This is a genomic window from Mesorhizobium sp. WSM3866 (genome assembly GCF_002294795.1).
Classification (GTDB): Bacteria; Pseudomonadota; Alphaproteobacteria; order Rhizobiales; family Rhizobiaceae; genus Mesorhizobium.
This window is the reverse complement of record NZ_NSGC01000012.1, coordinates 138,745-165,508: the sequence shown is the minus strand read 5'-3', so window position 1 is coordinate 165,508 and position 26,764 is coordinate 138,745. Positions and strand designations below refer to the sequence as shown.

At 62.8% G+C, this 26,764-nt stretch carries 25 protein-coding genes and 2 tRNA genes; 14 read left to right on the top strand and 13 right to left on the bottom strand.

Annotation, left to right across the window (positions count from 1 at the left end):
- The first annotated feature begins 219 nt into the window (after positions 1 to 219).
- The 5 genes from CK222_RS25010 (at position 220) to CK222_RS24990 (ending at position 5,105) form a co-directional block, all read left to right on the top strand.
- Positions 220 to 1,386, top strand: a complete 1,167-nt coding sequence (locus tag CK222_RS25010; protein WP_095802248.1) for an ROK family transcriptional regulator — start codon at positions 220 to 222, stop codon at positions 1,384 to 1,386.
- Positions 1,383 to 2,147 (top strand): ATP-binding cassette domain-containing protein, encoded by a 765-nt coding sequence (locus CK222_RS25005; RefSeq protein ID WP_095802247.1) that lies wholly within the window; start codon positions 1,383 to 1,385, stop codon positions 2,145 to 2,147. Before CK222_RS25010 ends, CK222_RS25005 begins: the two co-directional genes overlap by 4 nt.
- Before the next feature lie 40 nt (positions 2,148 to 2,187).
- Positions 2,188 to 3,228: a sugar ABC transporter substrate-binding protein gene (locus tag CK222_RS25000; protein ID WP_066995049.1), complete on the top strand. Its 1,041-nt coding sequence runs from the start codon at positions 2,188 to 2,190 to the stop codon at positions 3,226 to 3,228.
- A gap of 97 nt (positions 3,229 to 3,325) precedes the next feature.
- Complete coding sequence (locus tag CK222_RS24995; RefSeq protein WP_095802246.1) at positions 3,326 to 4,321, top strand: ABC transporter permease; 996 nt, start codon at positions 3,326 to 3,328, stop codon at positions 4,319 to 4,321.
- Between the two features lie 13 nt (positions 4,322 to 4,334).
- Positions 4,335 to 5,105, top strand: coding sequence for an SDR family oxidoreductase (locus CK222_RS24990; protein WP_095802245.1), 771 nt, complete (start codon positions 4,335 to 4,337; stop codon positions 5,103 to 5,105).
- 21 nt (positions 5,106 to 5,126) lie between these two features.
- On the opposite strand, the gene CK222_RS24985 is transcribed toward CK222_RS24990, so the two are convergent.
- Positions 5,127 to 5,202: transfer RNA gene (locus tag CK222_RS24985), tRNA-Val, on the bottom strand.
- A 219-nt stretch (positions 5,203 to 5,421) separates the two neighbouring features.
- Between CK222_RS24985 and CK222_RS24980 the strand changes: the two genes are divergently transcribed.
- Positions 5,422 to 5,498, top strand: a tRNA-Asp gene (locus CK222_RS24980).
- A 229-nt stretch (positions 5,499 to 5,727) separates the two neighbouring features.
- Positions 5,728 to 7,074 carry an FAD-binding oxidoreductase gene (locus CK222_RS24975; RefSeq protein WP_095802244.1) on the top strand — a complete coding sequence of 449 codons (1,347 nt, stop codon included), beginning with the start codon at positions 5,728 to 5,730 and terminating at the stop codon, positions 7,072 to 7,074.
- 451 nt (positions 7,075 to 7,525) lie between these two features.
- Here the strand turns inward: CK222_RS24975 and CK222_RS24970 are convergent, their stop codons facing one another.
- The 4 genes from CK222_RS24970 to ugpC form a co-directional block, all read right to left on the bottom strand.
- Positions 7,526 to 7,771, bottom strand: a complete 246-nt coding sequence (locus tag CK222_RS24970; RefSeq protein WP_067328240.1) for a hypothetical protein — start codon at positions 7,769 to 7,771, stop codon at positions 7,526 to 7,528.
- 300 nt (positions 7,772 to 8,071) lie between these two features.
- Positions 8,072 to 9,001, bottom strand: coding sequence for a ribokinase (gene rbsK / locus CK222_RS24965; protein WP_067328238.1), 930 nt, complete (start codon positions 8,999 to 9,001; stop codon positions 8,072 to 8,074).
- A 4-nt stretch (positions 9,002 to 9,005) separates the two neighbouring features.
- A complete protein-coding gene (locus CK222_RS24960) occupies positions 9,006 to 9,458 on the bottom strand; it encodes an RbsD/FucU family protein (protein WP_066998829.1) in 453 nt (150 codons plus the stop codon).
- A gap of 24 nt (positions 9,459 to 9,482) precedes the next feature.
- Positions 9,483 to 10,541 carry a sn-glycerol-3-phosphate ABC transporter ATP-binding protein UgpC gene (gene ugpC / locus CK222_RS24955; protein ID WP_095802243.1) on the bottom strand — a complete coding sequence of 353 codons (1,059 nt, stop codon included), beginning with the start codon at positions 10,539 to 10,541 and terminating at the stop codon, positions 9,483 to 9,485.
- A 279-nt stretch (positions 10,542 to 10,820) separates the two neighbouring features.
- Between ugpC and CK222_RS24950 the strand changes: the two genes are divergently transcribed.
- The 3 genes from CK222_RS24950 to CK222_RS24940 all read left to right on the top strand — a co-directional run bounded on the left by CK222_RS24950 (position 10,821) and on the right by CK222_RS24940 (position 14,685).
- A complete protein-coding gene (locus CK222_RS24950) occupies positions 10,821 to 12,485 on the top strand; it encodes a sugar ABC transporter substrate-binding protein (protein ID WP_067328234.1) in 1,665 nt (554 codons plus the stop codon).
- A gap of 152 nt (positions 12,486 to 12,637) precedes the next feature.
- Complete coding sequence (locus tag CK222_RS24945) at positions 12,638 to 13,759, top strand: sugar ABC transporter permease (RefSeq protein WP_095802242.1); 1,122 nt, start codon at positions 12,638 to 12,640, stop codon at positions 13,757 to 13,759.
- Between the two features lie 8 nt (positions 13,760 to 13,767).
- A complete protein-coding gene (locus CK222_RS24940; protein WP_067328232.1) occupies positions 13,768 to 14,685 on the top strand; it encodes a carbohydrate ABC transporter permease in 918 nt (305 codons plus the stop codon).
- 39 nt (positions 14,686 to 14,724) lie between these two features.
- Here CK222_RS24940 and CK222_RS24935 read toward each other — a convergent pair whose 3' ends face one another.
- Positions 14,725 to 15,468: a creatininase family protein gene (locus CK222_RS24935; RefSeq protein WP_067328230.1), complete on the bottom strand. Its 744-nt coding sequence runs from the start codon at positions 15,466 to 15,468 to the stop codon at positions 14,725 to 14,727.
- 4 nt (positions 15,469 to 15,472) lie between these two features.
- Positions 15,473 to 16,039 carry an SIS domain-containing protein gene (locus tag CK222_RS24930; RefSeq protein WP_095802241.1) on the bottom strand — a complete coding sequence of 189 codons (567 nt, stop codon included), beginning with the start codon at positions 16,037 to 16,039 and terminating at the stop codon, positions 15,473 to 15,475.
- A 188-nt stretch (positions 16,040 to 16,227) separates the two neighbouring features.
- Between CK222_RS24930 and CK222_RS24925 the strand changes: the two genes are divergently transcribed.
- On the top strand, positions 16,228 to 17,250 hold the full coding sequence (locus tag CK222_RS24925) for an aldo/keto reductase (RefSeq protein WP_095802240.1): 1,023 nt from the start codon (positions 16,228 to 16,230) through the stop codon (positions 17,248 to 17,250).
- Positions 17,251 to 17,333: 83 nt separating this feature from the next.
- Here the strand turns inward: CK222_RS24925 and hupB are convergent, their stop codons facing one another.
- The 4 genes from hupB to clpP form a co-directional block, all read right to left on the bottom strand.
- Positions 17,334 to 17,606 (bottom strand): DNA-binding protein HupB, encoded by a 273-nt coding sequence (gene hupB, locus CK222_RS24920; protein WP_027166452.1) that lies wholly within the window; start codon positions 17,604 to 17,606, stop codon positions 17,334 to 17,336.
- Between the two features lie 195 nt (positions 17,607 to 17,801).
- Positions 17,802 to 20,213, bottom strand: a complete 2,412-nt coding sequence (gene lon, locus CK222_RS24915; RefSeq protein WP_067328448.1) for an endopeptidase La — start codon at positions 20,211 to 20,213, stop codon at positions 17,802 to 17,804.
- Positions 20,214 to 20,486: 273 nt separating this feature from the next.
- Positions 20,487 to 21,761: an ATP-dependent Clp protease ATP-binding subunit ClpX gene (gene clpX / locus CK222_RS24910; protein WP_059185169.1), complete on the bottom strand. Its 1,275-nt coding sequence runs from the start codon at positions 21,759 to 21,761 to the stop codon at positions 20,487 to 20,489.
- Positions 21,762 to 22,056: 295 nt separating this feature from the next.
- The gene (gene clpP, locus CK222_RS24905) at positions 22,057 to 22,686 is read right to left on the bottom strand and encodes an ATP-dependent Clp endopeptidase proteolytic subunit ClpP (RefSeq protein WP_095802239.1); all 630 of its coding nucleotides are present in this window, start codon (positions 22,684 to 22,686) and stop codon (positions 22,057 to 22,059) included.
- A gap of 430 nt (positions 22,687 to 23,116) precedes the next feature.
- Here clpP and CK222_RS24900 point away from each other — a divergent pair, with 430 nt between their 5' ends.
- Complete coding sequence (locus CK222_RS24900) at positions 23,117 to 23,662, top strand: hypothetical protein (RefSeq protein ID WP_095802238.1); 546 nt, start codon at positions 23,117 to 23,119, stop codon at positions 23,660 to 23,662.
- A 64-nt stretch (positions 23,663 to 23,726) separates the two neighbouring features.
- Here CK222_RS24900 and CK222_RS24895 read toward each other — a convergent pair whose 3' ends face one another.
- Both CK222_RS24895 and cysE read right to left on the bottom strand, forming a co-directional pair.
- Positions 23,727 to 23,930, bottom strand: coding sequence for a DUF3126 family protein (locus CK222_RS24895; RefSeq protein WP_040969488.1), 204 nt, complete (start codon positions 23,928 to 23,930; stop codon positions 23,727 to 23,729).
- Between the two features lie 137 nt (positions 23,931 to 24,067).
- A complete protein-coding gene (gene cysE / locus CK222_RS24890) occupies positions 24,068 to 24,916 on the bottom strand; it encodes a serine O-acetyltransferase (RefSeq protein ID WP_067328223.1) in 849 nt (282 codons plus the stop codon).
- A 121-nt stretch (positions 24,917 to 25,037) separates the two neighbouring features.
- On the opposite strand from cysE, the gene CK222_RS24885 reads away from it, so the two are divergent.
- Both CK222_RS24885 and speB read left to right on the top strand, forming a co-directional pair.
- The gene (locus CK222_RS24885) at positions 25,038 to 25,652 is read left to right on the top strand and encodes a hypothetical protein (RefSeq protein ID WP_095802237.1); all 615 of its coding nucleotides are present in this window, start codon (positions 25,038 to 25,040) and stop codon (positions 25,650 to 25,652) included.
- Between the two features lie 41 nt (positions 25,653 to 25,693).
- Positions 25,694 to 26,659, top strand: coding sequence for an agmatinase (gene speB / locus CK222_RS24880; protein WP_095802264.1), 966 nt, complete (start codon positions 25,694 to 25,696; stop codon positions 26,657 to 26,659).
- Positions 26,660 to 26,764: the final 105 nt, after the last annotated feature.

Below are 26,764 nucleotides of genomic sequence, written 5' to 3'. Positions count from 1 at the left end.
TCGCGCCGGCCACTTCCTCGCCTTCATCCATCTCGCCGCAGCTATGTTATGGATGCGCTGAATGTCGATTCAGCCTAGCTTTCCGCACATTGCCCGGGTCGCAAGCGCCGGGGCCGCAGGGAAACTTGCTCTCCTCGAGAGCCGGGCAAATTATTTTTGAATTCCATTTGACTGAATAAATCTTCTCTGCGAACCTTGTGTCCGTCAGGAGCGCAAGCCATGGCGTTGCGGGGAACCAATCAGGAGTTCGGGCGGCCATACAACCGGCGCATCGTGCTCGAATCCATCCGCCGCTTCGGTCCGATCGCCCGCGGCGACATCGCGCAGCACGTCGGGCTCACCGTTCAGACGGTCTCGACTATCGTGCGCGAGTTGGAGGAACAGGGTTATATACTGTCGGTCCGCGAGGAACCGAAGGGCCGCGGCCAGCCGCCGGCCACGCTGCGCATCAACCCGGAAGGCGGCTATGCCGTCGGCATCCACCTCACCCCGCTGGGGATAGACGCCGCACTCATCAACCTGAGCGGCGACGTGATCGAGAGCGTCCATCGCGAAGCGCCGAGCCCGACGCCCGATCTCGCCTTCGAGACGATCGGCGCCATGGTTGTCGATCTGACCGGGCGCCGGGCCGGAGGACGGGTCATCGGCGTCGGCATGGCGCTTCCCGGCCCGTTCGGCGTCGAGTCCATGAGCTTCGTCGGACCGACCACAATGGCCGGCTGGAAAGGCGTGCCGTTGCGCGAGCGCCTTGCCGCCGCGACCGGCCTGCCCGCCTTCTTCGAGACCGATATGGCGGCGGCGGCCATGGGGGAACGCCTCTACGGCCTCGGCCTCCAGCGTTCCGACTACTACTATCTCTACTTCAGCGTCGGGCTTGGCGGCGCCATGGTGCATGACGGCGGCGTGCTGCGCGGGGCCTGGGGCAATGCCGGCGAGATCGGACACATCCCCGTCGTTCCGGAAGGCGAGCTTTGCCCCTGCGGCAACCGGGGCTGCCTCGAACGCTATCTGTCGCTCGAGGCGCGCGGCCGCTGGAACGGCAACGACGCCGGATGGGTGGCCGAAGTCGCTCCGATCTTCCGCAATGCCATCGCCGTGATTGAAAATCTTTTCGATCCCGAGACGATCGTGCTTGGGGGCCTCGCCTCGCCTCAGTTGCTCGAACGCCTGGCTGCATTGGCGGAGCCCCTGCACAATTCGGTTTCGGCTCGCAAGGATCGCGCCGCGCCGCGCATCCTCGTGGCGCAGGGCGGGCAGCATGCCGTGTTGCGCGGCGCCGCGGCACTTGCCGTTTCCGGCGTGCTTTCGCCACGCTTCGGCCAGATCTTCACCGCCAAGCGGCAGCGCGAAGGCGACCTTCTGAACGGCGGAGACATCGCGGCATGAGCGAACCCCTGCTGGTCCTCGACAACGTCACCAAGAATTACGGCGCCATCCGGGCGCTGAGGGGCATCAGCTTCTCGATCGCGCGCGGCGAGGTGGTGGCGCTGCTCGGCGACAACGGCGCCGGCAAGTCGACGCTGGTCAAGATCATCGCCGGCGGACTCGAGCCGACCTCGGGCCGCATGCTGTTCGAAGGCAAGGAGTTCCTCGCCAAAACCCCCGCCGAGGCCAAGGCGGCCGGCATCGAGACCGTCTACCAGGACCTCTCGCTCTGCACCAATGTCGACGTGGTGGCCAACTTCTTCATGGGCCGCGAGATCACCCGCAAGGTGCTGGGCGTTCCGGTGCTCGACGAGCGCGCGATGGAGTCAGTAGTGGCGAAGGCGCTGGCCAATGCCGGCACCCGCATTCCCTCGCTGCGCACCAAGGTCGACCACCTCTCGGGCGGCCAGCGGCAGGCGATCGAGCTCAACCGTTTCGTTCATTGGGGCGGCAAGCTGGTGCTGCTCGACGAGCCGTTCGCCGCGCTCGGCGTCGAGCAGACGCGCCGCGGACTCGACATGATCCGCCAGGTGGCCAGCCAAGGCATTGGCGTCGTCATCATCACTCACATCATGCAGCAGGCCTTCCAGGTCGCCGACCGGATCGTCGTGATCCGCCAAGGCGTCGTGGCGGGCGACGTTGCCCGCAACAAGACAAGTCCCGATGCGGTGATCAACATGATCACCGGGGAAACGCTCGCCGGTGCCGGACCGGCGGGCTGAGGGACAAATGAGGGGTCCGGCGAAAAGAGGAGCGAACGACATGAAGCGAATGCTACTTTCTGTCTTCGGTATCCTGGCCCTGGCCATTGCCACGCTCACGCCGGCATTCGCCCAGTCCAAGGGTACCGTCTACTACCTGGTGCCGACCTTGCTCGACGAATTCCAGACCGGCTCGGTGAGCGCGCTGGAACTGTTCCTGAAACAGGTCGGCTACGAGATGAAGACACTGAACGCCGACAACAAGACCGACGCTCAGCAATCGCAGATGAACGACGTCATCGCGCTGAAGCCGAAGGCGATCATCCTCGCCGCGGTCGATTTCAATGCGTTGAAGCCATCCGTTGAAGCCGCCCGCGCGGCCGGCATCCCTGTGGTCGAGTTCGACCGCCAGATCACCGCCACGCCATCCGACTTCACATCGGTCGCCGGCACGGTCGAGATCGGCCACATTGCGGCGGAGCAGGCCGAAGCGCTGCTGAAGGCCAAGCATGGCTCGGTCAAGGGCAAGATCCTGCAGGTGCTCGGCGATCCCGGCGATCCCTACACGCTCGACATCCAGAAGGGTTTCGAGGAGAAGATGAAGGCGTTTCCGGACGTCAAGATCATCTCGCTGCCCGCCATGCAGTGGGAGGCGAGCAACGCCGGCACCATCGTCGCCGACCAGATCTTGGCCAATCCCGACATCGACCTGATCTTCAGCCACGCCGCGCATCTTTCGGTCGCGGGCGTTGCCTCGCTGGAGGCTGCCGGTAAGAAGCCGGGCGACGTGATGATGATGAGCTCGAACGGCGCGCCGGTCGGCCTCGACCTGATCCGCAAGGGTTGGCTCAACGTCGAAGTCGAACAGCCGCTCTACGCCCAGGCCGCGGCCGTCGCCATGTTCATGGACAAGGTCGTCAACAAGCAGGAGATCAAGCCCGGCGAATATGACGTGCTCGGCCTGAAGTCGGTGGTGACCAAGGAAGCCTGGGGCCCGAACATCAAGATCCCAGGCGCGGCGATAACCAAGGAGAATGTCGACAACCCCGCTTTCTGGGGCAACCTGAAGCCGCCGACGGATACCGTTAAGCCCGTCGAGTAGGCCTTTTGCATCGAGCTCCGGGCCTCCCGGCCCGGAGCCTCGCGGGCCCGCCCCGCGGCAGCCGCATATTCAAATTCGACGCTAACCGGATCGGCCGATGAGCCCACGCACCCGCCACAGTCTCGAGCTTGTGCTCGACAATCTCGTCTGGTTCATGCTGGTCTTCGTGCTGGCCGTGTTCTCGACCCTCATTCCGAACTTCTTCCAGCTCGGCATCTTCGCCAACATCGTCGAGGCATCGAGCGTGCTGGGCGTCATGTCGATCGGCCTGGCGCTGGTCATCATTGCCGGTCACATGGACCTGTCGGTTGAATCGGTCGCGGCGCTCAGCGCCATGGCGGTCGGCATCATGTTCTGCTCGTCAGGCATCGGCCTCGGCCTGCAGTTGCATCCGGACTGGCTGATGGTGCCGGTCTCGCTCGCCGTAGCCCTGGCGGTGGGAGCCCTTATCGGCGTCATCAACGGTTTCCTCATCGTCAGACTGCGGATGAGCGCCTTCATCATCACGCTTGCCTCCTATATCTGGGTGCGCGGCCTCGTGCTTGTCGTTTCCGGCGGACGCTCGGCGCAGGATCTGGCGCCGGCCATCCGCTGGTTCGGTATCCAGCGGCTCGCCGGCCTGCCGCTCACCGCCTGGATCGCTGTCGGCTGCTTCGTCGTCTTCTCGCTGATTCTCGCCAAGACGCCGTTCGGCCGGCATCTGGTGATGATCGGTGGCAACGAGACCGCGACCTTCCGTGCCGGCATCCGCGTCAACCGCAACCTGATCATCGCCTTCGTCCTTGCCGGCGCCATCGGCGGCCTCGCCGGCTGGCTGCTCGCCATCCGCACCTCCGGCGCCACCGCCAATCTCGGCGTCGGCCTGCTCTTCAACGCCTTCGCCGCCGTGGTCATTGGCGGCGTCAGCCTGAAAGGCGGCGTCGGCACCCTGCCCGGCGTCTATGCCGGCGTGCTGCTCCTGTCGGCCATCAACACCGCCATCAACCTCATGGCCCTGCCGGCCAACTTCACCCAGGTCATCCACGGCTTGCTGGTGCTGGCGGCCGTGCTTCTCGACGCCTTCAAGCAAACCCTTCGCCAAAGGCTCGCATGACAGGACGGCTCGCATGACCGGACGCATCGAAGGCAAGGTGGCGGTGATCGTCGGGGCCGCGCGTGGCATCGGCAAGGGCATAGCCCAGCGCTTCACCGAGGAAGGCGCCAGCCTTGTGCTGGCCGACAGTGAAGCCGAAGCCGGCAGAGCGAGCGCCGACGAACTGGGTGCCGCCTTCATCCGCACCGACATTTCGAAGATGGCCGACGCCGAAGCGGTGGTGGCATTTGCGCTGCAGCGTCACGGCCGCCTCGACATCATCGTCCAGAACGCCGGCATCTATCCCTGGCAATTGATCGAGAACACCAGCCCGGAGGACTGGGACCGGGTCATGGCGGTCAATCTGCGCGGCAGCTTCAACGCCGCCCGGGCAGCGCTTCCACCGATGAAGGCTCAGGGCAGCGGTCGCATGCTCTTCACCTCTTCCATTACCGGCCCGCAGGTGAGCAGCCCCGGCCACGGCCATTATTCGGCAAGCAAGGCCGGCATCAACGGCTTCATCCGCTCGGCGGCGCTGGAGTTTTCCGGCTATGGCATCACCGTCAACGGCGTCGAGCCTGGCAACATCCTGACCGAAGGCATGAAGCTTCACCGCGATGCCGCCTTCATCAAGAGCATGGAGGACGCCGTGCCGCTCGGACGTCTCGGCACGCCGCGCGACGTCGCCAACGCCTTCCTGTTCCTGGCCTCCGACGACGCCAGCTACATCACCGGCACGACGATCGTCGTCGATGGCGGCCAGCTCCTGCCCGAAGGCCAGGATTTCCGCCTGACGCCGCCGTGAGTCTTGATTGTGCCGGGAAACTGGTGGGCGATGACGGGCTCGAACCGCCGACATCTTCGGTGTAAACGAAGCGCTCTACCAACTGAGCTAATCGCCCGCTCCGGGCCGGACCTTTAAGCAGTTAGAGCTCTATTCGCAAGGCCCAATGAACAGCCGGCGCACCCGCTATCGGACGGGATTTCGCCAATGCCGGCGCACTTGTCAAAAAACCTTCTGCTGATTGCTGTTATGCTCACATGCCGCGCTTGACACCCGCAAACGAACCCCTTATCCAGCGCCCCAACGACGAACACGCCTGACACGTGCTCGTCAGTGCGCGGGTGTAGCTCAGTCGGTTAGAGTGCCGGCCTGTCACGCCGGAGGTCGCGGGTTCGAGCCCCGTCACTCGCGCCAGTCTTTCAAGGGTTTAGGCCCTGCTCTTCAAAAGCTTGAACTTTCACTTTCCGGAGAGTTTCAACTTTTTGTATTCGCTACGGCCAACATTCGCGATCCACCGCGTCTGAATGGGCGACTACGGGAGCCGCTCGTCAGGCGCCTGTGCTCCACCTTCCCCCTGAACTGCCTCAAGAAAGGTTGGCTGCCGGTGGGCCATAGCTGACGCAGCCTTTTCAGGATTCTCCCCTTGCCTACTTTCCCGTTCTCCGAAGCAGATCCGATTCAATTTCCCGGCCCGCCCCCAAAAAGCGCTGACGTGGTCATTATCGGCGGCGGCGTTATCGGCGTTGCGACAGCGCTTTTTCTTGCGCGGCGCAACATCTCGGTGACGCTGTTGGAAAAGGGACGCATCGCTGCCGAACAGTCCTCCCGCAATTGGGGATGGATCCGCAAACAGGGACGCGATGCGGACGAACTGCCGATCGTGATCGAGGCGTCGCGTCATTGGCGGCAGCTGGCCGAGGAATGCGGCGAAGACATCGGCTTGAAGCAGACCGGCGTGACTTACCTGGCAAGCTCCGACCGCGAAATGGCCCGCTTCGAAAAATTCATGACGATCGCTGCCGTCCATGAAATCGACACGCGCCTGCTGAACGCACGCGAAACCACCGGTCTCATTAAAGGCATGTCGCGCAGTTTCAAGGGCGCGATGACAACGCCTTCCGACATGCGAGCGGAGCCTTGGCTGGCCGTGCCGGCACTCGCCCGGCTTGCCGCCCGCAAGGGGATCAAGCTTGTGGAGAATTGCGCGGCGCGAGCCCTGGAAATCTCGGCCGGGAGGATCAGGGGAGTGTGGACAGAGGCGGGTCACATCGAGACGTCGAGCGTTCTGCTCGCCGGCGGTGCGTGGTCTTCCCTGTTCCTGAGAAGACATGGCGTTTCCATTCCCCAGCTCAGTGTAAGGTCGACCGTCGCGGCAACCGAGGCGACGCCTGAAGTCTATGCAGGAGCCGCGGCAGGAGAGCATATCGCTTTCAGACGCCGACAGGATGGCGGATACACGCTCGCTGCCGGAGGCAGTCATTTGCTTCACCTTGGCCCGGACGCATTCCGGCATGCGAAGAAATACCTTCCCGCGCTTATGGCCAATCCTTTCGGCTCACGCTATTCGCCGGCCGCGCCGGCGGGCTACCCGGATGGCTGGTCGACGCCGCGTCACTGGGCGCCGGATTCGCAAAGTCCTTTCGAAAGAATGCGGGTGCTAAATCCGGCTCCCGAACGTTCTGGTCTGCGTTCCATCGAGCGCAATTTCAGGCGCCTGTTCCCACAGCTCGACGCGGTGCGCCTAAAGGCAAGCTGGGCTGGCATGATCGACGCGATGCCGGACGTCGTTCCCATTGTGGACAAAGTGCAGGCGATCGTTGGCCTCGTTGTCGCGACGGGCATGAGCGGCCACGGCTTCGGTATCGGACCGGGAATCGGCCGGGTCGTCGCCGACATGATCCAGGGAAACCAGATCGGGCACGATCTCACCCGCTTTCGCCTGTCGCGCTTTTCTGACGGAAGCGCCATTCGGCCGGGCCCGGCCCTCTAGAGCAGTCACCGACCGGCCAGCCTGCTCTGAGCAGCAAAATTCTTCAGCTGCGCTTCGGCGCCCCTGTTCACTCGCCCAATATCACACCGGAGGCGACAATCTGCGCGGTTCGGGCGGTGAGCTTCTCGCGCTTTACAAGCGTGGGCTTTTTATAGGGGTTTTTCATCTCACCGTTCCGGGAAACCAGGCTGCCTGTGCTGGTCAAGACGGTGAACGCGCTGGCACTGCTTGCGTTCCGCAGGCGCGTTTGGCGGGTTGAGCCAGCCTTGGCCGGCCCCGGTCATCAAGCCATGGCACGTAATCGCAACGGCTTTACGTTTCCGAAAACCCAGGTCTTGAAAGCCTTGTCGGCTCGAACTGCTGCCCGGTCGCGCAGTTCCACGAGAAGGGCGGGACGGTTTGGTCGTCGCCAAGGGTTTACGGTCTGCACTCGCTCGGGAGGGTGAGCCCTCTAGTGTGGACGCGCTCGCTGCACCGGTGGCGCCGCATTTGCCGATATAAAGTCAGCTCCAGTGCCTTGCGATCCCCGCTTGTAGATGAGCCGCATGACCAGTCCGGCATATCCAATCTGGAGAATGATCATTGCAAGCATAGCGCAGCCGAGCGCCTTCCAGGCGGAGCCGGTTTGCAACCCGACCCAGATTGCGACGGTGAACGACGTCGCGAACATGCCCACCAGAAATTGCGGAAAATACATCGCCATTATCCTCGACCCTTAAAGCGCCGCCGCTCCATCGCGGAGCGGCGGGCCCCCCAAAATAGCCCCCCGGCTACCGAGGCACGGTCCACCCCGGCATTGCTGACAGTGCAATTGCGATGCCAGACACAGTGGCCCATTACGGGACACCTATGCCGTTGATGCAAGGCGTTGGCGCCGATTAATATTAACCGTGGCTAATATGCAACCCTGGGGGCCGTGAGAGACCAACTTCTGTGAGTTGTGGCCAAGCCGAGGGCCGGCTAGCGCCGCTGAAACGCCACGCGAGATTTGGCGGCTTCAACCGCGCGCCAGCAGCGCCTCGACTTCCTGGAGCGTCGGCATCGAAGGCGCGGTACCCGGCCGGGTCACCGAAATGCCTGCGACGGCACAGGCGAAGCGCACCGCCTCCAGCGGCTCGACGCCCTTGGCAAGCGCTGCCGCCAGTCCGCCATTGAAGGCGTCGCCCGCCCCCGTGGTTTCGATTACAGGGCCGGCAGTGACGGCGCCGACGTGATCGGATCGCTCCCTGGTGTGCAGCAGCGCGCCCTTCTCGCCAAGCGTCACGATAACGGCGCCGACGCCCTTTGCCAGCAGGCTGTCGGCAGCGCGGCGGGCATCGTCGACCGAAGAGACGGCGATGCCGGTCAGCCCCTCGGCCTCGGACTCGTTGGGTGTGACGTAGTCGCAAAGCGCGTAGATGCTGTCCGGCAGGGTGGCGGCCGGCGCCGGGTTAAGAATGGTAGTCACCCCTGCCCCGCGCGCGATTTGCAAAGCTTTCAGCGCCGCGTCAATCGGCTGCTCGAGCTGGGTGACAAAGACGCCCGCCGAGCGGATCAGGTCAGCATGCGCCTCGATGTCAGCGGACGAGATCAGCATCGCAGCACCCGGGCTGACGATGATGGCGTTGTTGCCGCTGCCCTCCTCGACAAAGATATAAGCCGCCCCGGTGTAGCTGTCCGGCGTGTCGATGACCGCGCTCTTGACGCCCGCATCCTTCCACGTCTGCTTGGCCATGTCGGCGAAGGCATCGATGCCGAGCCGGGTCAGGAAGGTGATGTCGGCGCCGAGTTTGCCGGCTGCGACCGCCTGGTTCGAGCCCTTGCCGCCGGGTCCGAGCTTGAACGAATTGCCGAGGATCGTCTCGCCCATGCGCGGCTGGCGGTCGGCGCGATAGGCGGTGTCGGCGACGAAGACACCCAGGATGACGACTGGCTTGCTGGCGGACATCTCCTTACTCCGCATCCGGCGGAATGACGCCCTTGCGGAAGGCAAAGCAGCCATAGAAGCGGCGCTCACCGGTCTGGATGACGCAATACGCCTTCTTCGCCCGCTCGTAGAAGGCGTAGCGCTCGATCGAGATCATCGGCCAGGGTTTGCCCTCGGCCGCGTCGATTTCCTGCTGCACCTCCTTCTGCACCGGCGGGATCTCGTTCGGCTTGCCGACGATCTCCATGCGCGCGGCCGCGTCGTTGACGAAGCTGTCCAGCGGATAGAGCGACAGCACCGCCTTCACCACTTCGGCCGCCGGCGCATCGATGCGCAGGAGCTTGCCGAGCACCGTCTGCTTGGCGACGGAGTCGGATGGGAAATTGGTGTCGGCGATGATCAGGTCGTCGCCGTGCCCCATCGCCCGCAGTGCCTGGAGCACGTCGGCGTTGAGCAGCGGATTGATCCCTTTGAGCATGGTTTCCTCGATGTGTGTTTGCGGTCAGAGACGCTTGCCGGTCCCTGCGTCGAAGAGATGGACATGGTCGAGCCGCGGCCTGAGCTTCAGCGTATCGCCAGGCTTGAAGTCGTGACGCTCGCGGAACAGCGCCACCATCTCGCCCTCGCCGAAGCGCACGAACACCAGCGTTTCCGAGCCGGTCGGCTCGACCACCGAAATCGTGGACGCCACACCGTCGGGATGGATCTCCAGATGCTCGGGACGGACGCCATAGACGACGGCCTGGCCGTCCGCCGCGGCGATGCTGGCAGGCATCGGAAAGGCCGAGCCTGCTATGTCGACCTCGGACCTTTCACCCTTCTTCACCGTGCCCTTGAGCAGGTTCATCGCCGGCGAGCCGATGAAGCCCGCGACGAACAGGTTGGCCGGCCGGTCGAACAGTTGCAGCGGCGCGCCGATCTGCTCGATGCGGCCGTCGCGCATCACCACGATCTTGTCGGCCATGGTCATGGCCTCGATCTGGTCGTGTGTGACGTAGATGGTGGTGGTCTTCAGCCGCTGATGCAGTTCCTTGATCTCGGTGCGCATCTGCACGCGCAGCTTGGCATCGAGGTTTGAGAGCGGCTCGTCGAACAGAAACACCTGCGGGTTGCGCACGATCGCGCGGCCCATGGCGACGCGCTGGCGCTGGCCGCCGGAAAGCTGGCGCGGATAGCGCTTGAGATAGGGATTGAGGTCGAGGATGTCGGCCGCACGCTTCACCCGCTCGGCGACGATGGCCGGATCGGTGCCGCGCAGCTTCAGCGCGAAAGCCATGTTCTGCTCCACCGTCTTGTGCGGATAGAGCGCGTAGTTCTGGAACACCATGGCGATGTCGCGCTTGGCCGGCGGCAGGTTGTTGACGATGCGGTCGCCGATCGAAATCGTTCCGCCGGAAATCGTTTCCAGCCCCGCCACCATCCGCAGCAGCGTGGACTTGCCGCAGCCCGAAGGGCCGACCAGGACGACGAATTGACCGTCGGCGATATCGACGCTGACCTCATGTAGAACCTTGACGGTTCCGAAAGCCTTGGCCACATTGGCGATCGCGACTTGAGCCATTGTCTCCCCTATCTTTTTCGGTGAAGCTAGCCATTGCCAACGGCAAGGGCAAGTCGGTATCTTATAGATAAAAAGCCAATCTTGTTGACAAGGTAATCGATTACGCGAATAGTGACGAGTGCCAATCCGAATGCCGGTCCTTGTCCCGAAAATCGGATCTCCAGGCGACGCAGGGTGGGGCCCCCACGCTGCCCTATGGTATAGGAGAACCGCAGACGTTTCGACGTCGAGAGATTGGCAGAATCAATTCACGACTGAAGTTCTGGGAGGAACCTTGAGATGAGAGTCGATCTTTACGAAAAACTGGTGCGTGCCGGGGCGACCCGCCGCGATTTGCTGAAGGGCGCGGCCAGCATGGCGGCGCTCGCAGCGGCGTCCGGCACGGGGCTTGGCGCGCTGACCAGGCCGGCGGCTGCCGCCGACGACCTGCGCGCGAAAATCCTGCAGATACCCGGCGTCGGCAAAGGCCAGCCGACGGACGCCGACTTCCAGAAAGTCGGTGAGCTCTGCCTGGAAGCGACCAAGGCCAACGTCAAGCAAGGCGAGTTCGCCGGTGTCGAGCTCACCTTCATGGGCCTCAACAACCAGAACCTGCACAACGTGCTGTTCCGCGGCTTCCTGAAGCCGTGGGAGGCCTATACCGGCGCCAAGATCAGCTGGATCGACCTCGCCCAGGCCGACTACAACGCCCGTCTGCAACAGTCGATCGCGACCAAAACCGTCGACTTCGACATCATCGAGATGGGTGCGCCCTTCGAGGGCGACGTCTGCGGCAAGGGCCTCACCTCGGAGATGCCCGACTGGGTCAAGAAGCAGATCGACATGGACGATCTCGTCAACTACCTCAAGCCGCCGGTTGGCACCTGGGACGGCAAGCAGTATCGCGTGACCATCGACGGCGATACGCACAACTTCAACTACCGCACCGACGTATTCTCCGATCCCGACCTCGCCAAGGCCTGGAAGGAGAGCGGCGCGACGACCGAATGGGGCGTGCCCAAGACTTGGCAGGAAGTGCAGGCCGTCACCAAGTTCCTCAAGGGCAAGCAGTTCAAGGGCCAGGACGTCTATGGCTATCTCGACGCGCCCAAGCCCTGGGGCGGCTTCGGTTTCTACTTCCTCGGCAGCCGCGCCTCTGCCTATGCCAAGCACCCCGACGACAAGGCCTGGCTGTTCGATCCGGATACGATGAAGCCGCGCATCAACAACCCGGCTTGGGTGCGGGCCATCCAGGACGTCATCGACGCCCTGCCCTCGGAGCCGCCGGATCAGATCAACGCCGATCCGAACACCACCGGCTTCCAGCAGTTCCTGGCCGGCACTGGCTCGATGATCCCGTGGTGGGGCGATATCGGCTCCAACGTCAAGACCAACGACTCCTCGGTCATCGGCGACGTCACCGGCTTCTCGATCCTGCCGGGCTCGGACGACGTCTACAATTCGAAGACCGGCAAGTGGGACAAGCTGGCCAGCGGCCCGAACTATGCGCCGAACTGCGCCTATCTCGGCTGGGGCGTCTATGTCATGGCCCGCGTCGACAGCGACGAGAAGAAGAAGAAGGCGGCGTGGTCGGCGGCGGCCCATCTCGGCGGCAAGGATCTGTCGCTGTGGTGCGCGGCCTATCCTTCCGGCTTCCAGCCCTACCGCAACTCCCATTTCAACATTCCGGAATGGGTGGCGGCCGGCTATGACGAGGCCTTCATCACCTCCTATCTGAAGTCGGAGGGCGACTCCTACAACCATCCGAACGCCGCGATCGAGCCGCGCATCCCCGGCATCTTCCAGTACTACAGCGCCGCCGAGGACATCCTGGCCAACACCTTCGCCGGCAAGATGAAGGCGCAGGAAGGTGCGGATGCCATCGCCGCCGCCTGGGAGAAGCTGACCGACCAGATCGGCCGCGAGAACCAAATCAAGCTCTACAAAGCCTCGCTCGGCATGTAGGCTGTCCCGTGAGAAGTCGCGGCCCGGCGACCTCGTCGCCGGGCCGCATGTTGACCGGCAATGGCCGGTCATTTGGACTTCCAGCAATTCCAGGAAAAGCGTGAAGCGGTTTTCCTCCGGAATTGCATCAAAGCAAGGTAGAGGCGAGAGGCGTGGCTGAGCAGACTTCAACCGCCAATGCATGGCCGGCTAACTCCGCAGCGGCCGATCTGATCCCTCCCGGCCGCAAGCGCCTCGGCTGGGCCCTGATGATCGCCGCGACGCTCGTGCTGCTGGCGACGATCGTCATGCAGATCCTTTACAAGACTGAGGTCGACACGATCGGCTTCTATACCTGGCGTCCGGTGGTCTACGCCTATGTGCTGTGGGGCGTGGCGCTCGGCGCCTGGCAAGTGCTGACGCGCGGCGAGGACGGCCAGCGCGCGCTGTTCCTGCTGCCGGCGCTGCTCTTCACCGTCGCCATGGTGATCTTCCCGACGCTGTTCGGCTTCTATATCGCGCTGACCGACTGGAACCTCAGCTCCTTCGCTGGCCGCAGGTTCAACGGTCTCGACAATTTCTGGCAGATGCTGGCCGACCCCTACTACCGCAACGCGCTCTTCAACATGGTCCTCTATGTGCTGGCGGTGCTGGTCGAATATGTCATCGCCTTCGGACTGGCGCTGCTGCTCAACGCGCAGATCCGCGCCAGAAAATTCTTCCGTGTGGTCTTCCTGCTGCCGCTCATGCTGTCGCCGGTGGCGGTCTCCTGGATGGTTGGCAAGTCGCTGATGGAATACCGGTTCGGACCGGCATCGACGCTGGCGCGCCATCTCGGCTGGGACAATCCCGCCTTCTTCTCCGACCCGATCATCGCGCGCATCTCGATCATGGTGCTCGACGCCTGGACCTTCATTCCGTTCATGATGATCATGCTGCTCGCCGGCCTGCAGGCCATGTCGCGTGAGGTGATCGAGGCGGCGCGCGTCGACGGCGCGACGACATGGCAGACCTTCTGGCAGGTTACCTTCCCGCTGATGCTGCCCGTGTCCGTGACGGCGGTGATCCTGCGCATCATCTTCAAGCTGAAGCTCGCCGACATCATCATTACGGTGACGTCCGGCGGGCCCGGCGGCGCGACCGATTCCGTTTCGAGCTTCATCTACCGCGAATATCGCGACCGTTCGAATGTCGGCTACGGCACCATGCTCGCCATGGTCTATCTGATCATCATCGTCGTGTTTGTCACCTGGCTGCTGAAGCTCGCCAGTCGCTTCGTGCGCAACGTCAACTGAGCGTCCATATGAGCGTCCAGACCACCGAATATACCGTTTCCGAAATTCGCTCCCCGGCGGCCTTCCTCGCCAGCCGCGTCTTCATCTATGGCGCCCTGGTGTTCTGGTCCTTCGTCTGCCTGTTCCCGATCTATTGGACGATCACCACTTCGTTCAAGTCGGCGGTCGATGTCACGCAGGGGCACCTCATCCCCTTCGTCGACTTCCAGCCAGACTGGAAGGGCTGGCGCTCACTCGGCCTGTCGCCGGATTCGATCGTCCAGACCTCGACGGTGCGCGACGAGTTCCTGAAACGCTTCATGAACTCGGTCATTACCTCTGTCGGCGCGTCGAGCCTCGCCATCATTATCGGCAGCCTGGCCGCCTATGGCCTGACGCGTTACCGCTACAAGTTCGCCTGGTTCAAGAACGAGGATATCTCCTTCTTCTTCCTCTCGCAGCTGATCCTGCCGCCCGTGGTGCTGGCGCTGCCCTTCCTGGTGCTTTACCGCGAAGTGGCCCTGCTCGACACCCGCATCGGCCTTGTGCTCCTCTACACGCTGATGGTGCTGCCGATCGTCATCTGGATCATGCGCGACCAGTTCAACTCCATTCCCGTCGAGCTCGAGGAGGCGGCACTCGTCGACGGCCTGTCGATCTGGGGCGCCTTCTTCCGCATTGTCATGCCGATCGCGCTCCCCGGCATGGTCGCCGCCTTCATCCTGGCGATGGTGCTCTGCTGGAACGAATATTTCTTCGCCGCCCTTCTGACGTCGACGGATGCCAAGACCATCCCCGTGATGGTGGCGAGCCAGACCGGCTCGCAAGGTATCAACTGGTGGTCGATGGCAGCCCTGGCGACGGCAGCCATCACGCCGCTGGCGATCATCGGCATCGCGCTCGAACGCTATCTGATCATGGGCATGACGGCCGGTTCGGTGAAGTAGGCGCCGTGCCCTTCCCCCTTCTTGTGGGGAGAAGTTGAGCTAGACCCGCAATATCGCCCGCAAATGCTCGAGGATCATCGCCACACCCTTCCGGCCCAGCTCGGCCGACGCATCCGATGCGCCTTTTGTGTACCAGCCGGTATTGTCCGCGAAATGACCGGCATCCACCGCTTCGGGACATAGCGCCTGCATCAGCGATGTCTCGCCGATGCCGGCATGGTCGAACGGATATTTGCCGGTCATTGTGGCCGGCATCAGCGGGTGCACCTGCACCCAGTTGAAGACGTTCTCGCCCTGGGCATGGCCGGCATAGTAATCGACCATCGTGTCCGAGCCCCACCAGCCCTCGCCGCGTTCCTTCTCCAGGAAGCGGAAAATTGCCTGCCGGCCGGCGGTCTTGAAGGCGAGATCGGTCGGCATGCCGGCAACGAAATTCTCGGTCTGGTGATGGATGATGGCGTGGATGTTGCGGAAGCCGATGCGCAGCAGGCCGTAGAACAATTCCTCCGCAAAGGGCGCCAGCACCGGACCGCCGACCTGCACCGAGCCGCTGCCTTCCGGCGGCGCCACGGCATAACTCGCCGCGCCATAATAGAAGGGCGGCAGGATGACGATGTCCCGCTCCTTCTCGATAAGCTCGAGCGTCTTGATGACGGCCAGCGTGTCCATGCCGACCGCCATGTGCTCGCCATGGTATTCGAGCACGCCGAGCGGCAGCGCGACCGGCCAGTTCTCCTCGATCGCCTTGCGGATCTGGTGCGGCAGCATCAGTTCGTAGCGCATGCCCCTACTCCATGTTGGTGTGCCGGGCGCGCATCGTCTCCGGCGTTGCGCCGGTGAGCGCCTCGAGTTTCAGCACCATCACCTCGAACAACAGGAAAAGCGCTGCCTCGAACAGCGAGCCCATCGGCAGCACCGAGCTTCTGGCGGCGCCTTGGTCGCTCGCCATGGTCTGGGCCGGAACGAGCAGCGTGAAGTCCGAAAGCTTTGCCGCGCCGCCCGCCGGTTCGGCCGTGAGCAACACCACCTTGGTGCCGGCCGCCCTGGCCACGCGCATCAAGGTGAGAACGGTCGCGGTCTCGCCCGGTCCGGAACTCGCCAGGAATACATCGCCCTGGCCGAGTGGCGGCGTGGTCATATCGCCGACCACCGAAACCGGCAGGCCGAGATGGAAGAGCCGCATTGCGAAACCCTTGACCTGCAGCGCTTCGCGGCCGCAGCCATAGACGACGATCTTGCCAGCGCCGGCGAGCATTGCGCAGGCGGCGTCAACCCGACCGTCATCGATGCGCCCCAACACGGCGCCGAGCTCGCCCAGCGCTGTCGCAAACAACTCCGATCCGGCTTGCGTCATGGCTGCCTAATCCTGTCTGCCGATGTCCTGATAGGCATGCGGCTTTGCGGTCGCGTTCGGCGCGAAACGCTTGTTTTCGTTCATGCTATCACCGCGAAAATTCGTGTCCAACGAGCCTCGGCGCTTTTGCTGTGCCACCGGCGTGATAGTGTCATGTCACACAAATCAATCCAGGACATCGTGCGGATATGAAGACACGGCATTTCGACCGCATCGGCAATGGCGGCATCACCTTCACCGAGCTTGGTTTCGGCACCGCGCCGCTCGGCAATCTCTACCGCGCCGTCTCGGACGAGGATGCCAATGCCACGCTGGAGGCGGCATGGAAAACCGGCTGCCGCTATTTCGACACCGCTCCGCTCTATGGCCTCGGCCTTTCCGAAACCCGGCTCAACCCCTTCCTGCGCGGCAAGAAACGCGACGACTATGTGCTGTCGAGCAAGGTCGGCCGCCTCATGCGCGTCTCTGCGCCCGACCAGCGAACCGGCATCGGCAAGTTCTTCGAGACGCCCTCGCGCCGGGAAGTCTACGATTACAGTTACGACGGCGTGATGCGTTCCTTCGAGGCCTCGCTGGAGCGTCTCGGCGTCGACCGCATCGACATCCTTTATGTGCACGATGTCGACATCTTCACCCATGGCAGCAAGGAGGCTTCCGACCGGCGCATCGAGGAGTTCATGTCTTCGGGCTATTACGCGCTGCTCGCGCTGCGTGACCAGGGCGTGATCAAGGCTTTCGGAGGCGGTATCAACGAGTGGCAGGTTTGCCAGACGCTCGCCGAGCGCGGCGATTTCGACCTCTTTCTGCTCGCCGGCCGCTACACGCTGCTCGAGCAGGATGCGCTTGCGAGCTTCCTGCCGCTCTGTGAGAAGCGCGGCATCGGCATCGTTCTTGGCGGGCCCTACAATTCCGGCATCCTGGCGACAGGGCCGAAGCCCGGCGCCTTCTACAACTACACAGAGGCGCCAAAAGACGTGCTCGATCGCGTGGCACGCATCGAGGCGGTCTGCAAGCGCCATGGCGTGCGTCTGATCGAGGCGGCGTTGCAGTTCCCGCTGCGGCACCCTTCCGTCATGTCGGTAATACCCGGCGGCCAACGGCCGGCCGAAGTCGAAAGCAACCGTGCGCTGCTCGACGTCAAGATCCCGGCAGCCTTGTGGGCGGATCTCAAGCAAGAAGGCCTGATGCGCGCCGACGCGCCTACCGGCTGATGCCACACATGTGCCCCTGCCGCGGGTCACAAAAAGGAAGAGCCGGGCAAGCCCGGCTCATCTGATCTTAAAAAGAAAAGGTCTTAGTTGACCGCGTCCTTGAGGCCCTTGCCGGCCGAGAACTTCGGCACGGTGCGCGCCGGAATCTTCACTTCCGCGCCGGTCTGCGGGTTGCGGCCGGTCGAAGCAGCACGTTTTGACACGGTGAAATTTCCGAAGCCGACAAGCCGGACATCGCCGCCCTTCTTCAGTTCGCCAGTGATCACAGAGAACACCGCATCGACGGCGGACTGCGCATCAGCCTTCGAAATGCTTGCGGAGTCGGCGACGGCGGACACCAGTTCGTTCTTGTTCATAAAAATTCCCTTCCATGAGAAAACCGGAACTACGACTCATCCGGCAGGAAACGGACTTTAGAAAGAAGCGTTCCGGAACCCAAGCCGAAAACCGCAGAATTCCGGGCTTTTTTCCACTTTTTCGGAGATTTTTCACATGAAAAAGCCGGGCTGAAAGCCCGGCTCTCTCTTTGTGCATTGCAACCTTAGAAGAAACTAATGCGCAAGCGACTTGCCGGCGTCGTCGCCGGCGTCCGCGCCGGCCGGCGGATTGACCGGCTCGACCCATTCGATCGGCTCCGGCATCCTGACCAGCGCGTGCCTCAGCACCTCGCCGACCCGCGACACCGGAATGATCTCCATGTTGTTCTTCACGTTGTCCGGGATCTCCGCTAGGTCCTTGGCATTGTCTTCCGGGATCAGCACCTTCTTGATGCCGCCGCGCAGCGCGGCAAGCAGCTTCTCCTTCAGGCCGCCGATCGGCAGCACCCTGCCCCGCAGCGTCACCTCGCCGGTCATTGCCACATCGGCGCGGACCGGAATACCCGTGAGCACGGACACGATCGCCGTCACCATCGCCACACCCGCCGACGGGCCGTCCTTGGGGGTCGCGCCCTCCGGCACGTGGACGTGGATGTCGCGCTTGTCGAACAGCGGGGGCTCGATGCCGAAATCGATGGCCCGCGAGCGGACGTAAGAGGCCGCTGCAGAGATCGATTCCTTCATCACGTCGCGCAGGTTGCCGGTCACCGTCATGCGTCCCTTGCCGGGCATCATGACGCCCTCGACCGTCAGCAGCTCGCCGCCGACTTCCGTCCAGGCAAGACCCGTGACGACGCCGACCTGATCGTCGGCCTCGACCTGACCGAAGCGGAAGCGCGGCACGCCGAGATAATCGGCGAGGTTATCGGCCGTGATCTTCACCGTCTTCTTCTTCGTCTTCAGGATCTCGGTCACCGCCTTGCGCCCGAGCTTCATCAGCTCGCGCTCGAGGCTTCTGACGCCCGCTTCACGGGTGTAGGTCTGGATGATGCCGCGGATCGCGTCCTCGCCGACCGAGAACTCGTTCGGCTGCAGCGCGTGATCGCGGATCACCTTCGGCATCAGGTGCCGCTTGGCGATCTCGATCTTCTCGTCCTCGGTGTAGCCGGCGATGCGGATGATCTCCATGCGGTCCATCAGGGGCGCAGGGATGTTCAGCGTGTTCGCCGTCGTCACGAACATCACGCTCGACAGGTCGTATTCGACTTCGAGGTAATGGTCCATGAACGTCGAGTTCTGCTCCGGATCGAGCACCTCGAGCAGGGCTGACGACGGATCGCCGCGGAAGTCCTGGCCCATCTTGTCGATTTCGTCGAGCAGGAAGAGGGGGTTGGACTTCTTGGCCTTCTTCATCGACTGGATGACCTTGCCGGGCATCGAGCCGATATAGGTCCGCCTGTGACCGCGGATCTCGGCCTCGTCGCGCACGCCGCCGAGCGCCATTCGGATGAACTCACGCCCCGTGGCCTTGGCAATCGACTTGCCGAGCGAGGTTTTGCCGACGCCGGGCGGGCCGACGAGGCACAGGATCGGACCCTTGATCTTCTTCTGACGGCTCTGCACGGCGAGATACTCGACGATGCGCTCCTTGACCTTGTCGAGGCCGAAGTGATCGGCGTCGAGCACGTCCTGGGCGTAGCCGAGATCCTGCTTGACCTTGGAGTTCTTGCCCCACGGGATCGACAGCAGCCAGTCGAGATAGTTGCGCACGACCGTCGATTCAGCCGACATCGGCGACATCGACCGCAGCTTCTTCAACTCGGCTTCCGCCTTCTCGCGGGCTTCCTTGGAAAGCTTGGTCTTCTTGATGCGCGCCTCGATCTCGGCAGCCTCGTCGCGGCCGTCCTCGCCCTCGCCGAGCTCCTTCTGGATCGCCTTCATCTGCTCGTTGAGGTAGTACTCGCGCTGCGTCTTCTCCATCTGGCGCTTGACTCTGCTGCGGATGCGCTTCTCCACTTGCAGCACGGAAATCTCGGCTTCCATGAAGCCCATCGCCTTCTCGAGACGCTCCTTGACGGAGAGCGTGGCGAGCATCTCCTGCTTCTCGGGGATCTTGATGGCCAGGTGCGAGGCAACGGTGTCGGCGAGCTTGGAATAGTCGTCGATCTGACTGGCGGCACCTACCACTTCGGGCGAAATCTTCTTGTTCAGCTTGACGTAGTTTTCGAAGTCGGTGACGACCGAGCGGGCCAGCGCCTCGATTTCGACCTCTTCCTCCTCCGGCTCGACCAACGCGGTCGCGCGGGCCTCGTGGAAGTCGGCACGTTCGGTGAACGAGACGATCTTGGCGCGCGAGGCGCCCTCGACCAGCACCTTCACAGTGCCATCGGGAAGCTTCAGGAGCTGCAGCACATTGGCGAGCGTGCCGATGTCGAAAATCGCATCGGGTTCAGGATCATCGTCGGCTGCGTTCATCTGGGTGGCAAGCAGGATCTGCTTTTCCTGACCCATCACTTCTTCCAGCGCCTTGATCGACTTTTCACGCCCGACAAAGAGCGGGACGATCATGTGCGGGAACACGACGATGTCGCGCAGTGGGAGGACTGCAAACACGCCGTCGCCGGAAGCCCTGGATATTTTGGCCATTGTCCAACCTTTCATGTCGCGGCGCTAATTGAGCCAACCGCGAATCTTATATTAACGACCGAGCGTCGTTCCGCCTACCACCGTTTGTGACGGGAATTTTACAGCGCAGAATTCAGGCCCTCGGCCTTCCGCTGTTAGGTGGATGCGGGCGGTGCAAAGATCAAGGGTTAGCATGCTTTGATCAGCCACTCCATCACCTACAGGTAAGCCCCTCACAGCAAAACGGCGCCACACGGGCGCCGTTCCATGAAAATTTGCCGGATCAGTGCCATTTCAGGCGCTGACATTGCCCTTCTTTTCCTTCTGCTCGGAATAGATGTAAAGCGGCCGGGCGTTACCCGAGACCACCTCTTCCGAGATCACCACCTCGCGCACGCCTTCCAGCGCCGGAAGCTCGAACATCGTGTCGAGCAGGATCGCTTCCATGATGGAACGCAGGCCGCGCGCGCCGGTCTTGCGCTCGATGGCGCGCTTGGCGATCGCCGACAGCGCGTTCTCGTGGAAGGTGAGATCCACATTCTCCATCTCGAACAGCCGCTGATACTGCTTGACCAGCGCGTTTTTCGGTTCCGTCAGGATCTGGATCAGCGCCGGCTCGTCGAGGTCCTCGAGCGTCGCCAGAACCGGCAGACGGCCGACGAATTCCGGGATCAGGCCGAATTTCAAAAGATCCTCGGGCTCGACTTGGCGGAACAGGTCGCCGGTGCGGCGATCCTCGGGCGACGCCACGGTTGCGCCGAAGCCGATCGAGGTCTTGCGGCCGCGATCCGAGATGATCTTGTCCAGTCCGGCAAAGGCGCCGCCGCAGATGAACAGGATGTTGGCGGTGTCGACCTGCAGGAATTCCTGCTGCGGGTGCTTGCGGCCGCCCTGCGGCGGCACGGAGGCCACCGTGCCTTCCATGATCTTCAACAGCGCCTGCTGCACGCCCTCGCCCGAGACGTCGCGGGTGATCGACGGGTTGTCCGACTTGCGCGAGATCTTGTCGATCTCATCGATGTAGACGATGCCGCGCTGGGCACGTTCGACATTGTAGTCGGCCGACTGCAAGAGCTTCAGGATGATGTTCTCGACGTCCTCGCCGACGTAACCGGCTTCGGTCAGCGTCGTGGCGTCGGCCATGGTGAACGGCACGTCGATGATGCGGGCGAGCGTCTGGGCGAGCAGCGTCTTGCCGCAGCCGGTCGGCCCGATCAGCAGGATGTTCGACTTTGCCAATTCGACGTCGTTGTTCTTGCCGGCATGCGCGAGGCGCTTGTAGTGGTTGTGGACGGCCACCGACAGCACCCGCTTGGCGTAGGGCTGGCCGATGACATAGTCGTCGAGAACCTTGAGGATCTCTTGCGGGGTCGGCACGCCCTCGCGCGACTTCACCATCGAGGTCTTGTTCTCCTCGCGGATGATGTCCATGCAGAGTTCGACGCATTCGTCGCAGATGAAGACGGTCGGACCGGCGATCAGCTTGCGCACTTCGTGCTGGCTTTTGCCGCAAAACGAGCAATAGAGCGTGTTCTTTGAATCGCCGCCGTTGTTGCTAACTTTGCTCATTTTTCTGTCCTTTCACCGCCTGCCAGCCGATGGTCTGGCCGCATTGGCGTCTCATCAATCTATCGCAGGAATCCGCCGGCGCCAGTGTCCCGGCTCACACAGCGCATTCCGTCCGAAACACAATCAGAAAACGCGACAATGATTCGCAGCAACCCCATGCAAAGCTAAGCCGTCGAAAATCAACATAGCCTTAACGTAGGCAATCCCGAACCTTGAGGGAACAGGCAATTGTGGCCGAAATGCCGCAAGCCGCGCCAAAAGCGCGTTATCCCGCCATTCAGCCCCCAATCAGAGCCTATGCGGTGGGGGTTTCGCCAAGTTCGCGCGTCGTAATGACCTTGTCGATCAAACCAAACTCCTTGGCCTCGTCGGCGGTCATGAAATGGTCGCGGTCGAGCGTCCGCTCGATCTCGTCATAGCTCTTGCCGGTGTGCTTGACATAGACCTCGTTCAAGCGGCGCTTCAGCTTGATGATGTCCTGCGCATGACGTTCGATGTCCGACGCCTGGCCCTGGAAGCCACCGGACGGCTGATGGACCATGACACGGGCGTTCGGCGTGGCAAACCGCATATCCTTGTGGCCGGCGCAAAGCAGCAACGAGCCCATCGAGGCTGCCTGGCCGATGCAGAGCGTCGATACCGCCGGCTTGATGAACTGCATGGTGTCATAGATCGCCATGCCCGATGTCACCACACCGCCCGGCGAGTTGATGTACAGGTTGATTTCCTTCTTGGGGTTCTCCGCCTCGAGGAACAAAAGCTGTGCACAAACCAGCGTTGCCATCCCGTCCTCGACCGGGCCGGTGATGAAGATGATGCGTTCCTTCAACAGGCGGGAGAAGATGTCGTAGGCACGCTCGCCGCGATTGGTCTGCTCGACCACCATCGGAACGAGGTTCATGTAGGTTTCGACGGGGTTCTTCATGGACTACCCTTGTTGGATGGATTCCGGCGCCGTAGACCTGAGCAATCGGGCGGAATCGGTTCTGGATCGTTGAATCCTAAATAGGATGCCGGCTCACCCTAGCGCAAGGCCGCCCCTCCTAGCCATCTGGTTAAGTCGAAGCAAGCGGCTCGGCCCAAGGAAATGCTGCGGGTTGCGCCGGAGATGGCCCTTGCCCGAAATGCGAGGGCGCTACCCGGCCGCCACGGTAGCAGTTTCTTAACCGTGCTGCTTAACGACGAGCCGTGAAATCCCGTCCATGGCGGACCTTCCGATACGCTCCCGCGTTGAACCGGCGTCCTTTTTTCAACGGGGGAACGTCATGTTCAGCCAGAGTTCCTTTTGCACGAGTTCCTTTTGCAAGAGCTCCCTTCGCAAGGGTGCCGCATCGCTCGCCTCGACCAGCCTCGCAATGCTTGCCGCCGTGTCGCAGGCCGCGGCCGGCGGCCGCACGTTCGAATGCTACGAGCCGGTGCATCGGCCGGCGATCTACGACACGGTCTATGAAGACGTGATGGTGAGCCCCGGCGGCCAGCTCGTCCACTATGACCCGCCGATCTACGGCACGACCGAGAGCATCGAACAGATCGCCACGCCTCGCATCAGCTATGAAGTCGTGCCGGCCGTGACGCGCACCGTCTATCACACGGTCAAGGTGGATGACGGCGGCTATGCCTGGGAATGGCGGGTCATCCACGGCCGCAAGGTGCTATGCAAGGTGTGGCGTAAGGCGCGCTACGCGCGGGTTGCCAAAATCATCGTCGAGCCGGAGCGCGTCCGGCGCGTCGTCCTTCCGGCCGAATACGAAGGCGTCGCCCGCGAGGTGCTGGTGCGGCCAGGAGAGCGGCGCATCACGGAAATCGCGCCCTCATACCGGAGGGTGGCGCGGCGGATGATGGTGCGGGAAGGCTCGACCGACTGGCGGCGGGTGCATATCCCGCGGCACTGCGTGGACTAGCCGGAAAATCACGCAGGGGTGTTTCCGACCGGGGCGGCATGGCGAGCCCGGCCGGAAAGCCGGATTAGGCCAGGTCGACGTCGAGGATCGCCATCGAGAAATTATAGTCGCCGTCGTCCTCGTCCTTGAAGACGATGCCGAGGAATTCGTCGCCGACATAGACCTCGGCAGAGTCTTCCTTGCGCGGGCGCGCCTTCACCTGCAGCTTGGGATTCTGGAAGACGCGCTTGAAGTAGGCGTCCAGCTTTCTGATTTCGTCTGGCTTCAAAAGTCTTCTCCGAATGCGGCTGTTCGTTGGAACGCGCTTCTGACACGCCGACGATGGCGATGTAAAGGCAAGCCGGCAGCATTACAACCGAGCCTTGAGTGGCGACCGGACTCCGGCCACTGGCGATGACCGCAGAATCAGATGTCGAAGCTGACGACGTGGTCCATCGTCTGCGAGGGCAGGAGCTGGTCCATCTGTCGCGAGGGCTGGTCGCAGCCGGTCTCTCCGACGACACGCGCCGGCACGCCGGCAACCGTCTTGTTATGCGGCACGGGCGAAAGCACCACCGAACCGGCCGCGATCTTCGAGCAATGGCCGATCTCTATGTTGCCGAGTATCTTGGCGCCGGCGCCGATCAGCACGCCGCGGCGGATCTTCGGATGGCGGTCGCCGCTGGCCTTGCCGGTGCCGCCCAGCGTCACGCCGTGCAGGATCGAGACATCGTCCTCGATGACGGCGGTCTGGCCGACCACCAGGCCGGTGGCGTGATCGAGAAAAATGCCCTTGCCGATGCGGGCGGCCGGGTTGATATCGGTCTGGAACACCGAGGACGAGCGGCTCTGCAGGTAGAGCGCGAAGTCCCTGCGGCCCTGGTTCCACAGCCAATGCGCCAAACGGTGCGTCTGGATGGCATGAAAGCCCTTGAAATAAAGCACCGGCATGATGAAGCGGTCGCAGGCAGGGTCGCGATCGTAATAGGCTTGGATGTCGACGCGGACCGTCGTGCTCCACTCCGGATCGTCGGCAAGCATGGCCTTGAAGGTCTGCCGGATGAGGTCGGAGCCGATATCCTGATGCGCCAGGCGCTCGGCCAGGCGGTGAATGACCGCTTCTTCCAGGCTCTCCTGGTTGAGGATGGTGGAATAGAGGAAAGCAGCCAGCAACGGATCGCGGTTTACCGCTTCCATCGCCTCATCCCTGATCGCGCGCCAGATCGGGTCGACCGGCTGCACCATGCTGGGGCGGGCTATCGTAACGCTGTTCATCGACGGTCTCCGGCCTGCTCATTCATCCGGCGGCACATATAGGCCAGATCATAACACGGTTGAACTCAATTTTCCTTAGTGCTTTGTCAAATGGACTTGGTTCACCGAGATTCAAGCGGCGATGGAAAACGAACCCTTGATCGACGATGCGCTGAAAAGCGAGCTTGCCGCGCTCTATCAGAGCGCGGATCGCCACTACCACGGCTTGCCTCACATCGAAGCAATGCTGGCGTTGGCAGCCGAACACCGGCACCTTCTTGACGATCCAGAAGCAGTCGAAGCGGCGATCTGGTTCCATGACGCGGTCTATGACAGCCGCGCCAAGGACAACGAGGCAAAGAGCGCGGTGCTCGCAGAAAGGAAGCTCTCCGGCCGCACCGACCCGGCCCGGCTTGCCCGGATTCTGGCCATGATCAGCGCCACCGCCACGCACCAGTTGTCGCCGCTCGAAGATGAGGGTGCCGCGAGCGATGCCGCCCTTTTCCTCGACATGGACCTCGCGATCCTCGGTGCCGACCCGAACCGCTTCGACGCCCACGAGAAGGCGGTCCGGCGCGAATATGGCTGGGTCGAGGAACCGATCTGGCGCGCCGGCCGCGCGGCTGTCCTGACGAGCTTCCTGGCCCGTCCGCATATTTTCAACACACAACCGTTTCGCGATCGGTTCGAGGCTCGGGCCAGGGAAAATCTGGTCCGATCGCTGCAGGTCCTGCAAGACCAGTCTCAACAGACCTGATCGCCACGCCGAACGTGAACGCCTCTGGGATGACCGAAACCATGGAAAACAACTTCTTCCAACCCGTCGACGCCGCCCAGGTGCCGCGATTTGCCGGGCTTTCCACCTTCATGCGGCTGCCGGCGGTGCCGAACGCGAAGGGGCTCGATATTGCCCTTGTCGGGATTCCTTGGGATGGCGGCACGACCAATCGGGCCGGCGCCCGCCACGGTCCACGCGAAATCAGGAACCAGTCGAGCCTGATGCGCCGCGTCCACCACGTGTCGGGAACCGAGCCGTTCAGCATTGCCAATGTCGCCGATGTGGGAGACCTCTCGGTCAATCCGATCAACTTGCTCGACGGATTGAAGCGCATCGAGGACGGCATCGCCGCGATCGTTGCTGACGGCGCTCTCCCTTTGGCCGCCGGCGGCGATCATCTGGCGACATTGCCGGTGCTGCGCGCCGTCGCCCGCAAGGAACCCGTCGGCATGATCCACTTCGACGCGCATTCCGACACGAACGACCGCTACTTCGGCGACAATCCCTATACGCACGGAACGCCCTTTCGCCGCGCGATCGAGGAAGGGCTGCTCGACCCGAAGCGGGTTATCCAGATCGGAATTCGAGGCTCGATCTATGAGCCGGGCGAACACGACTGGGCGACCGCTCAGGGCGTGCGCATCGTCTATATGGAAGAGTTCGTCAAACGCGGCACCGCTTCCGTCATGCAGGAAGCACGCGATCTTGTCGGCGACAGCCTCACTTACGTGACCTTCGACATCGATTGCATCGATCCGTCGATGGCCCCCGGCACCGGCACGCCGGAGCTCGGCGGCTTCACCACCCGCGAGGTGCAGGAGCTGGTTCGATTGCTCGACGGTTTGAATTTCGCCGGGGCCGATGTCGTCGAGGTCGCGCCTCCTTTTGATATTGGCGGCATGACGGCGCTTGCGGGAGCGACCATGATGTTCGAGCTGCTTTGCGTCATGGCGAAATCCATCGCCGACAGGAGAACGGGCCGCTAAAGCATTCTCCCCCAAGTGCTTTCAGTTTCGCGACAAGGACATCGCAGGGGTCAAAAAGCTAAAGCAGGTCGCGTTTCGCGCAACCTCTTTAGACGCGTCGTCGCC